Annotated in this window: 11 protein-coding genes; 2 read left to right on the top strand and 9 right to left on the bottom strand. The window is 33.7% G+C overall.

What is annotated here, in order from left to right; translation table 11 throughout:
- A partial coding sequence (locus GVX98_RS06120; RefSeq protein ID WP_216070678.1) for a hypothetical protein occupies positions 1-468 on the top strand: 468 nt, incomplete at its 5' end.
- A 17-nt stretch (positions 469-485) separates the two neighbouring features.
- Here GVX98_RS06120 and GVX98_RS06115 read toward each other — a convergent pair.
- On the bottom strand, positions 486-977 hold the full coding sequence (locus GVX98_RS06115; protein ID WP_171503304.1) for a hypothetical protein: 492 nt from the start codon (positions 975-977) through the stop codon (positions 486-488).
- A gap of 85 nt (positions 978-1,062) precedes the next feature.
- Here GVX98_RS06115 and GVX98_RS06110 point away from each other — a divergent pair, with 85 nt between their 5' ends.
- Complete coding sequence (locus GVX98_RS06110; protein WP_151801463.1) at positions 1,063-1,272, top strand: helix-turn-helix domain-containing protein; 210 nt, start codon at positions 1,063-1,065, stop codon at positions 1,270-1,272.
- Here the strand turns inward: GVX98_RS06110 and GVX98_RS06105 are convergent.
- From GVX98_RS06105 to ftsY, 8 genes are all read right to left on the bottom strand, one after another.
- Positions 1,261-1,698, bottom strand: coding sequence for a hypothetical protein (locus GVX98_RS06105; protein WP_159127529.1), 438 nt, complete (start codon positions 1,696-1,698; stop codon positions 1,261-1,263). The genes GVX98_RS06110 and GVX98_RS06105 overlap by 12 nt on opposite strands.
- 1 nt (position 1,699) lies before the next feature.
- On the bottom strand, positions 1,700-4,024 hold the full coding sequence (locus GVX98_RS06100) for a hypothetical protein (protein ID WP_159127963.1): 2,325 nt from the start codon (positions 4,022-4,024) through the stop codon (positions 1,700-1,702).
- The gene (locus tag GVX98_RS06095) at positions 4,014-5,594 is read right to left on the bottom strand and encodes a site-specific integrase (RefSeq protein WP_159127528.1); all 1,581 of its coding nucleotides are present in this window, start codon (positions 5,592-5,594) and stop codon (positions 4,014-4,016) included. Before GVX98_RS06095 ends, GVX98_RS06100 begins: the two co-directional genes overlap by 11 nt.
- Positions 5,595-5,605: 11 nt before the next feature.
- Positions 5,606-6,952, bottom strand: coding sequence for a site-specific integrase (locus GVX98_RS06090; protein WP_159127527.1), 1,347 nt, complete (start codon positions 6,950-6,952; stop codon positions 5,606-5,608).
- A gap of 610 nt (positions 6,953-7,562) precedes the next feature.
- On the bottom strand, positions 7,563-8,225 hold the full coding sequence (locus GVX98_RS06085) for a DUF2057 family protein (RefSeq protein WP_159127526.1): 663 nt from the start codon (positions 8,223-8,225) through the stop codon (positions 7,563-7,565).
- Between the two features lie 197 nt (positions 8,226-8,422).
- A complete protein-coding gene (locus tag GVX98_RS06080; RefSeq protein WP_159127525.1) occupies positions 8,423-9,016 on the bottom strand; it encodes a nitroreductase family protein in 594 nt (197 codons plus the stop codon).
- Between the two features lie 173 nt (positions 9,017-9,189).
- A complete protein-coding gene (locus GVX98_RS06075; RefSeq protein WP_159127524.1) occupies positions 9,190-9,876 on the bottom strand; it encodes a nitroreductase family protein in 687 nt (228 codons plus the stop codon).
- 194 nt (positions 9,877-10,070) lie between these two features.
- Positions 10,071-11,177, bottom strand: a complete 1,107-nt coding sequence (gene ftsY / locus GVX98_RS06070; RefSeq protein WP_159127523.1) for a signal recognition particle-docking protein FtsY — start codon at positions 11,175-11,177, stop codon at positions 10,071-10,073.
- Positions 11,178-11,303 lie beyond the last annotated feature (126 nt).

Raw genomic sequence — 11,303 nt, 5'->3', positions numbered from 1 at the left:
GCTTACTCTTGGGTTAGAGGGAAATCAATTAATAATATTATTAATGATTCAATTGAGTATAGTAATACAATTTATATAAATTACGAGAAATTTGATTTCAATAAGAATGACCCAGAACATATTAATATAAAAATATCTCAAGTAATTTCAACTTTGGAAAATGATATCGGTTTTAAATTAGAAACTAGTGTCAACCATTTTTTTCAATTATGTAAATCTATTCATGGTGAAGATCTCTCAGGAATTAACTTAGCAAAGTTTTTAGAATATGGTACAACAAACTCTAAAAATATGGCTATACAAGAATATGGCTTTTCAAGAATCGCTTCTATTCAATTATTGAAAAATTATAGTAACTATTTGAAATTCGATGAAAATGATGAACTTCAATCTATTGATTTAAAAAATATTATAAAAAATTCAGATGAAGATATTTTATTAAACCGTGAAGCAAAATGGTTAACTTAGCTAATAAAGTGAGCGAGTTATAAACAAAATTGGATTATAGATATAATTGCTCTTGTCTGCGATTGTAAGCTTTTAATCTCTTTTATTTTAATTTGCTTTAATTGTTCAATTTTAAACTGTAGATCAGTAAATTGACCTTTTAAATTCTCTAAGGCACTAATTTCTTCTTCAAGGTTAGTAATTTCTTTTTCAAATTCATTTTTTATTAGATTTAATTCTTGAATAGTCGACGTGGATTCAATACAAAATTCTGCACGGAGGTCATGTAATTTATCGGCTTCTGTATAAATTTTTTGCCCATGTTTGCTTTTTTCAACATCAACTGTTAAATAGCCTTCTTTAACCATCCGAAGTATTAGTCGATAAACACTTTGATAGTTAACATTACTATCTACTACTTTTAAAAGTTTAACTTTATCCCAGAAATCTACAGTTTGCCATGACTCAATTCTATAGCTACAAAATACGCGTGATAGCTCTTTAAACATTGGTAAGGTTTGAATTTCCATATTCATTACACAAATAATGAGGATTATAGTCCGTGGATTAAAACACTTCAATTCTTGATAGTTCTTGTATTTATGGTTATCACCTATGAATCAAGAACTAGCACTGTCGATTGGCTCTAACATAAGGGAAACTCGAAAAAATAAGTCTATTAGTCAAGAGCAATTAGCTTTGTTAACAACGATTGATCGTAGCTATTTGGGACGAATTGAAAGGGGTGAAGTCAGCATTACTGTTGAAAAACTCTACCAAATCTCACAAACACTCAATGTTGATCCTAAAATATTACTCCCGTGATAAATATTTTTTGAGAAGGTGAGGAGCTAGTAGATGATCTATCTTCAAGTTAGTTCTTAACTTTACCTCTTCTATAATATCTATAAGTGTTTCTGTATTCTTATGAAGTTGTGACTCCAAATCATCAATTTGTGTGCGTAGATTTTTATTGGTATCCGTAAGAGCCTGTCTTGTCTTTTTATTCACATAAAGTTGTTGTTCTTTAGTCTTTAAATGCAGTGGAGAAATTTGCTCAGATATATACAGAGATATGAGCTTTTTCCTTTCAGTCGAACTCAAAGTACTTAGCCCACCTGATATATACCCCTTAGCTGTTAGACGGCTATGAAGAGCCTTGTGCGAAATGGGAGATTTCTCAAAACCTTCCACCAGCATTATTTGTAATTCTTGTTCGATGACTTCATCTAATTGTTTACCACGTAACATATCAGGCTTCCTTAGATTCGATTTTTTGCTGTTCTATGGCAAACAGTTCACTTAAAGTTGTTGGTAATTTAGCGATCGCATCTCCATAAGGAAAAACTGGAATAGGCGTTAAACTATTTTGTCTATTAAGTGCTTTTGTCTTTAAGTCACTTAAATAAAGTATTTTTTGACGTAAATCCTCAAGCATTTCTCTATAAGATAAATCATGGGCTACGATTTGCTCTATATGTGAAAACTTATCTAGCAATTCATTCAAAGTATATTGTAGTGCTTCTAATTCACCTTTACGGCCAGTTAAAGAAAAGTTTCCACATTGATCACCTGATTGGCATGCAAGACGTTTAGGGCAATCGTGTACAGCGACTTCACGCATACATCCACCAAAAGGCAAGGGGTGTAAACAAGCATGGCGTTGAACTAATGAATTGGCTAATGATTGATCCTCTTTAACCAACTCATTAAAAGATTCAGCGATATCTTGGAAATATTCATCAAAGAAAGATTCCTTTACATAACTTGCTACTTCATTTTTGGAATCAAATGTCTGTAAATTCTTCTTTAGATTATTTTCTAGATCCAATTGGTCTGAAAAGTACATTAATCCATCATTTTTGATAGAATCAATTGGATAGTTTGGCTTTAGTTCTTGTTTATCATTTTCGTAAAGTGCCACTTCATGTTTTTCTAGCAAACTGGCTGTGACTTTGCGTTGTTTTAAAGCTAAGTGTTGATAATATTGATTTTGCTTAATGTCCACACGCCCCATTAGCATTGCTTGTAGATGTTCAGCCAAACCACTGAGGGCTAAGAAAGTATTGATATTGTGGCGTGGTATATGACTTGTAAGCTTTGAATGTTCAGTCTCATTTTCTAATAAATTATATTTTTCAAAAACAGATGTACTTAACGAATTCCCTAAAAAGCTATTCACTAACACTACATTTAAAGGAATAATGTTTGTTTTATTAATAAAGGCTCTTCGTAGTGTTGCTGATCTAAATTCATGAATAAAAAGTAGATCTTCATAAGCAATTTTTTCCATTTTTCCTTCATAATTAAAAACATGATCTATAGGGTATTCAGAGTCATAATTTGCCAACCCTTTGATTAAATTATTGATATCATGCTTTAAATAATATCTTTCAACTCTTTGACCAGATTTAATCTCCTTGAAAACAGGTACATTTTTAAGAGTTTTAATAACAACTTCACGCTGTCCAGCTCGACCTCTATAGGTATCTTTAACTCCAAAAATAGTTCCAATCAGGTCATCTATTTCTAAATAATCTTCACTAATTTCATCAATTGATTTTGGTAAAAAATCTGAATTTTTTTTTGATCTAATATATTTAAGGTGACCTCTATATTCTTGGGTAAGACTTAATACTGATTGAAATATTGTCTCTACTAAATTTGCAGATAAGGGCTCAACCCAATGTATTCTAAATCCAGCACCTTTAGCACCATGATATTGAATTCCCAAAGTGTATTGTTTGAAGCCATCTAAAGTTAGATGCTCCTTTGTTACTGGATCAAGAATAGATTGTTTGATTAATGCATCTGTTTTTAGAAGGATTGCTTCCGTTGATCGTAAGCCTGTGACAATCAGTAATAATAAAAGATTAAGAACAATCTTTTCACCATTCGTTTCACACAAACTAATTAAGGACACAATATTTATAAACGTCCGAATAGAAATCAGCTTATCTTTATCAATATCATCTTCATCAAGCTCTAATTGTTCTATTAAAGCTTTTGTTCTCTTGGCATTTGGGGTTCTATTATGAGAACTTGTGTAAAGATATTTTTGAGAAAATTCTAATGGTTGTTCAGTAAAACAATAGTGATTTAACATTTCCTGTAATCTGAGGTATGAACCTGCATGATCTGGAAGGTTTGTTTTGCTGGAGTTTTCTACAAGAATTTCAAAAGAATTATTTAAAACTAAAGTTGATAAGTAATAGGGATGTGTTTTTGATCTATCCATATCATGAAGTGAGCTGTACCAGCGCTTTAAAACATAGAACTCTGCACATAGCTTTTGAGGAGATGCTTTAGCGTTTGATTTTCTATAGCTAAGAATTAAAACTGCTTTAATAAAATATTGAAAAACTTCATTAATATTGCAGCTATTTACACCATTTAATCTTTTAATACTTTCAAAATTAAAATATATTTTCCCACTTCTAGATAATAACCAGCCAGAACCTATTGTTCCTCCATACCATAATGGATCACTCCAACTACACTCGAAGTTCGCCTGTAAATTTTGATTAAAGTATTCTTTCTGTTCGTTGATGAATGCGTTATATTTTTCAAGATTCATCATGATCTTCCTTATGCATAGCACAACGAGCTATTACAGACTCGATTTCAAATTTTGTTGATTCATGAACTCTAATTAAAGGATTTCTAGAAACACCGATACCGTCAGATAGTCTGATTAGATCATTAATCTCATTTTGAATACTTTCTAGAACATTACTATGATTAGCATCAATAAAAGGATGAAAGTACATACAACCATAGCAGTTACGTACAGGTTGAAATAAACACTTATCTTCGTAGGAGCATCCACCAATATCGTAATGAATTCTGCTACCAATATTTCCAAGAACTTTTTTCTGATTCCAATCTTTTTTATAAACTAACCTTCCAGTGAGAAGCATAGCGATCATTTGTCGATATAAGGAATTTTTCCCAAGTGCCTGTGCTCTAATTTGAGCAAGTTCAGGGGTAGAGAAAATATAATGTCTAGCTGTCACTACAGAAGAATGACCTAAGATATATGCAATTTCCTCAGCAGAAGACCCTGCCATTGCCAAACTATAGCCAACATGATGCCTAAAATCAGAAAATGAGTACTTTTGCTTTATCATTTCACCTGCAAGAACAGCTTCTTTGTACTCTTCGGGAGCAAAATCAAATAATTGTGTATTAATCGCTTTTGAGCAAGAGCGTGCAGAATTTTCACCTAAATCAAATAACTTATCTTTTGGACTTAAGTTAAATCTTGCGATATAAGCAATGATGATTTCAGCAACTTCTTCTGGAAGTTTTACAGCTATCTTCTCATGTACATAACGTGCTTGTTTTGCATAAGGAATTAGTATGCTATAGCGATGGAATTGATCTATCGTACGTGTGGTATCTATTTTTATATCTTCAGCAGATAACTTAGCTAATTGCACAGGTCTAAGACCAGTTAAATACACTAAACCAAGTATTGATGAGTAAAGTAGTTCTTGATTATCAATACTTTGAAAATCATCCTTGATAACTTGGTTTAACTTGATAAAACCTTGTTGAATCATTGAAATAAGAGGGTAATCAATAGAATCTTCGTATTGTTGGTAATATAATTTTGAATTAAATGCTTGAGGACGTTCAAGAAATTCCAACTCGTATTCGTGGTCAAGACCAAAGCATGAAAAGTTCTCGATAAATAGTAGCTTCACCAAAAACTTAAAATGATAATAGTATGTAGAATTATCGGCTTTTGCTAAATCAACCAATACAGATTTCGCATTCTGATAATCAAGCTTTAAGTTTCTAGTTTTTAGCGACTTGATTGTAAAAGTGTAAGCCTGTAATTTAGCTTCAAGTGCAGATGGTGTATTAACTTGAATGTAATTAGCTAGAAAAAATTTAGCCAATTTTTTCTCTGGCGTGCTGAAGTTTGAGAAGTTTAAGTGAAGCTTTTTCCCTGAATAAGAAAAATTCCAAACATCATTAGATGTTTGAACGAACTTGCTATCAAATTTATCAGCTCTATGAAATCGAATGATTGTCGGCAAGTGTAAAGATTCTATAAGCCTAAGATCAGCATCGTGGAAAATAATAAATTCACTATGGCTATTATCAATTTTTTCAAAATCTAGACTAAGTTGGGACATATTTTTATCAATCAAAATTTAATACTGGAATCTATTATCCGAGCCAAATTCATAAAATTAGCTCGTTCTACAATAAAGCGTTTACCATAATATATAGGCATTGTACTTGTAGGTGACCAACCACCTAAGGCTCTTAGATCATCCTGTGCTTTTAGTAGAGCATCATTTACACTTTGTTTGAGATAAGAGTGACTAGCATTTTCTTTCTTATATTTCTCAAAAGAAAAACTTAACATCATATAAGCCCAAGAATGTCTACATACGTGTGGAGTTAGACGTTCTATTGAATCATAAGCTGAAGTATCAAAACACTCAGGTAACAATGCTTTTAATGACAAATCTACTTGATCAAATATCTTTTTAACACTGGCATAACTTAAAGCAGAGTAGGGAGGCTTTAAAGATGTAAATAAGATTTGTGAAGGAATTTCTTTTCGTATTTCATTTATATAAATTTGAAGAATTCTATAGTCTCGTTCCTGTAGTTTTATTACTCGGTACGAATATTCATTTTTGATTTTTGGCTTTTTTGATCGTTCATCGAACTCATCATCTGTATTTGTAATAATTAAACTAAAACTATGATTCTGAATTGATTTTTTAATAGAATTGGTTGTTAGTAGCATAAGCTCACCAATTCTGAGACCATAATTAAGCATGAGATGTATGATCAGAAAATTTCTGAGTTGCACACTTTTAGATCTAAAAGGGTTTAATTCATTGTATCTATTAGAGTTGCTCGGTGAAATAACTGAATACAATCCTTTAATCATTTCCTGATTCATACTCTTAAAATTATGATTTATCTCACTTTTAATTGTTTTATTGGCTTTTGAAAAGTTATTTATAATTTTTTTCTTTATTGTCATATATTTATTCAAGTTTTCTTTAATTTTTTGAATTTCTTTTAACGTGAGTTGTGGCTGTGATTGGATGCTTAAGTATTCATCAATCAAAAAGTTGTAAAACTTTAGAAAGGATCTAATTCTATGGCCAATTGTTGTGTAATTGGTATGGTCTGTATTTCTTAGCCGAATAAGATTGCTATCAATTTTTTTATTATTTTCTAAATAGACAATGAAATTATCAATTTCAACTTGGATGATCTCAAAATTGTAGGATGTCGAATAGAAAGATTCACAAAAGGATGTCGAAAACTTTTCATACCAAAATTCATACCAAAATTTTATTGCTATCAAATCTGCATGCTGCGTAGATATGCTTTGAAATCTAAGGAACTTCATTGTGTACAGCATAGGGTATAAACATGGACAAGATGAATCTAGATCAAATAAAAGAATAATTTGATTTTCGTTTGAGACTTTCTTTTCTAAATGAAGTGTTTTTAAAGCAAACATAGTAAAGTTTATGAAGTATTCTTAAGGTCAACATATCATATTTTATAAGTGAAATAGAAATCACTTAAGTTATTGAATTTTGGTTTAAGTAAGAAGGATATGAAGTTATGGTTAGGTGTATCGGATTTAACATAAAATTACGTTATGCGACATTCGGCTCTGAGCCAAAATAAAAGGGAGTTTAAAAACTCCCTTTTTTTATCTTGGAATAATTATTTTTCCAGATTCAGTGATTTCTATCAGGAATAAACTTCGAGTAATTTTTACCATTCAATCAATGAAATATTTTCGATCGATCAATCAGTAAAAATCCACACAAGTTGTTCTTCATAATCTCTTAATGATCTTCTTACTGATTCGTCATCAGCAAGACCTTCGCTTTAAGTTATTCACTACATTGCGTTGGTGTGCTGCGTATTCTATACAGTTTTATTTGCAGCGCAAGCGCATTTATATAAATAATCTAAAAAACCCACCTGACTGGTCATTTTTAAATCAAAATAAATGTTTTGGATTAAATTTTAGTCGATATTGTCAAATTATCCATTATTTAAATGCACTATCTAAATAATAAAAACAGCTAATGCTGTTTTTATTTTGAATGAATAGGCTATTGTGCTTGTTCAGCGAGCCAAGCCATAAACGCTTGGCGTTCAGATTTAGATGCACTTTTCCAAGTAGCAATTAATTGTTGAGCATTGCTAGAACTTGTTAAATCTTTTTGTTTCTCTGTCCCAGCTTTAGTAATAACAGCTTGTGACGTATAGACCGGTGCAGGCTGTACCAATGTCGTTGCTTTTTGAGTTAGATCGGTTGGTGCGTCGCTAAATAAATTTTGAAGAATGCCTGCATTTTGAGTTTTACTGCCCTTTTGCTCAACCAGTAACTGATTCTTGGCATTGTAGAGACCAAAAATCGGCTGCTTAGCATAAGCCTTGGCATCATCATGGTTTTGCGGAGGACTGATCAGTGCCAAACGGTAAGACTGTTGGTCTTGTAAAATTGGGGTCTTAATATTCACAATCCCTGAGCGAACGATATCGTGTGAGCCAATACCTGGATGCTCTTCAAAAAACTGGGTATAGCGAACACTGATAATATTCTCACCTGCATCAATATTATATTTATTGTCAGAACTGAATAAACGACTCTTAACCTCTTGCCCATTTAAGCCTTCAATTTTTATTTCCTCTGGGGCAGTAATAGTCACTGCTGAAAATACTGAAGTACTCAACATCAATGCTGCTGTTACAAGGGTTATGCGTAAGGTCATTTTTACACTCTATCGATGATTTATTAAAGTTTAGTTGCACTATGCAGTGTATAAATGACAATTTTATGACAATTTCTGAGCTTAGAACCAACTCGCAACTACAATATATATTGCTAAGCTTTGATATTTTAAAGATAAATCCCTAAACAAAAAAAGAGCAGATCAACTCTGCTCTTTTTCATTTTAATGACTAGCTATTAATTAAATGTTTTAAAGCGATCCACTTCCGCCATAAATGTTTTCTCACCTGCAGGTGCTTCAATCGAACCAAAAACAAGTTGAGCACGGAGTTTCCAATTTGCGGGGATATCGAAGATCTCTGCAATCTCAGCATCTACGATTGGATTGTAGTGCTGTAATGACGCACCAATATTTTGCTCAGATAACGCAGTCCATACGGCAAATTGAGCAATTGCAGAAGAATGTTCAGACCACACTGGGAAATTATCTGCATAAAGCGCAAATTGTTCCTGCAATGATTTTACAACATCTTGGTCTTCGTAAAATAAAACCGTGCCATAACCCGCAGCAAAGCTATTAATTTTGGTATTTGTACCTTCAAAAGCAGCTTCTGGAACAATTTTACGTAAAGTTTCACGCACGATATTCCAAAACTGTAAATGCGACTCACCAAACAAAGTCACTATACGGGAAGTCTGTGAGTTAAATGCAGACGGACTGTGATTTACCGCTTCTTTAATTACAGATTCAATTTGTTCTGGTGTTAATGCAACATTTTTACCAACAGCGTAAATGGTACGACGTTGTTTGATGTGGTCTAAAAATGACATGTTATTTTCCTCAGCGATCTCACGATCTTGTTATATGCAGATTCATATTCATCATAGCTATTATTTTGAATTTGAACATGCTTAATTCAGCGACATAGTGTCTTAAAAATAGAACAATATGCCATAGCAATACAAAACTTGATCTAGAAACCACTAAAGATTATTCCGTGTCATTATGCATAGATCATAAAGCGCTCTTCATCTTTATAATGTTCTTTTTCAGCAGCTTTTTCCTCTATCGAACCAAAGACCAATTGCGCACGTAACAGCCAATGTTTTGGAATCTCAAAAACCTTGGAGATATCAGCATCAATACTCGGGTTATAATGTTGTAATGACGCACCCAAACCTGCATCTGCTAAACAAGTCCATACAGCATATTGGGCCATACCTGAAACTTGCTCTGACCAAATTGGAAATTCTGCCGCATCAAAAGGAATTTTCTTTTGTAATTGTTGAATAATCTGCTGATCTTCATAGAATAGAACTGTACCAAATCCTGCCGAGCATTGATCAACCTTCAGTTCTGCACCAGCAAAAATATGCGCAGGGACTAACTTACGCTGCACTTCTTTTACTATATTCCAAAAGTGATGATGCGCGTCACCCATTAAAATCACAATACAAGTACTTTGTGAATTATGTGCCGAAGGACAACTTCGCACAGCCTCTTGGATCAATTCAGCTAAATACACCTGACTTAAGTGCACACGCTTCCCTAAAACATAAATACTACGTCGCTTTTTTAGTTGATCGATAAATGTGCTTTGTTTTAGGTCTTCTTCGTGATTTTTTTTAAATTTTAAGTCTTTGGTTAAGTCAGTTGTTAGAACTTGTCCAATTTTATGTAATAAAGCCATACCGTGTTCCCCAAAATATACAGTGATGCCTATTGTGTTAGGTACTAGTGTAATCTCAGGAGAATCACTTATATTCATTGCGTGATTTCTAAATGCTTGTTTTTAAAACAAACAAATTGAATCAAAAAATAAACTCCGCATTTAGCGGAGTTTATGTGACTGATCTAACACTTTAAAAACAGTATTGTTGAGTCTTATTTCTCTGTTTCGAACAAAGCAGCAACAAAGGATTTTGCAGAGAAAGGACGTAAGTCGTCAATTTTCTCGCCGACACCAATGAAGCGAATTGGAACATGCGTACGACTGGCAATATTAAATAGTACACCACCTTTCGCAGTACCATCGAGCTTGGTAATCGTCAGGCCTGTCAAACCAACTGCCTCATCAAACATTTCTACTTGATTAATCGCATTTTGACCCGTTCCCGCATCGACCACCAACATAACTTCGTGTGGCGCGGTCGCATCGATTTTTTGCATAACACGTTTTACTTTGGTCAACTCTTGCATGAGATGACCTTTGTTATGTAAACGACCTGCGGTATCTGCGATCAAGATATCAACACCTTTCGCACGCGCACTTTCAAACGCATCGAAAATTACGGAAGCGCTGTCAGCACCATGGCCTTGGGCTACTACGGCAATATTATTACGTTCACCCCAAATTTGAAGCTGCTCAGTCGCTGCCGCACGGAAAGTATCTCCCGCAGCAAGCATCACTTTCTTGCCTTCACCTTGTAAACGTTTTGCCAATTTACCAATGGTTGTGGTTTTACCCACACCGTTTACACCCACCACCAAAATCACATAAGGGCTTTTGTTTGGATCGATATGTAAAGGCTTCACACGTGGTGCTAGTAAAGCCACCAACTCTTCCTGAAGTGCTTTATATAGTGAGTGCGAGTAAATTAAATCGCCACGTGCCGTACGTTCAGTCAAGTTAGCAATAATGGTTTTCGTTGCATCTACACCGATGTCGGCTACTAGAAGCTGCTCTTCAACCTCTTCAAGCAGTTCGTCATCAATTTCCTTACCACCAATCAAAATATTGACCATACCATCGGCAAGGTTTTTACGGGTTTTGGTTAACCCTTCTTTCATGCGGCTAAAGAAACCGCCTTTTGCAGATGCATCTACTTCTTCTGCGCTTGTTTCAGCAACCACAACTGGACTAACAACTGTTTGCTCTTTTGTTTCAACGATTGGCACATTGACCACAGGTAAACTTGGTAATGTGATATCGTCATCCCCGATATCAGCATCAATCAAAAATTTGTTCTGCTCATTAGATTGCTGTTGCATGCCGAATCCTTGAAAAGCACTGCGTTAAAAAAGACGGATTCTACCATAAAAGATAGGCTTTCGCTTAGCAACAATACTTTATGTAAACACTTAACAAATCAATACTTCTGGCGCTTGATCTACTTC

The sequence above is a fragment of the Acinetobacter sp. 8I-beige genome (genome assembly GCF_902505955.1).
Lineage (GTDB): Bacteria > Pseudomonadota > Gammaproteobacteria > Pseudomonadales > Moraxellaceae > Acinetobacter > Acinetobacter johnsonii.
The sequence above is the reverse complement of the archived record's forward strand: the minus strand, read 5'-3'. Positions and strand labels throughout refer to the sequence as shown.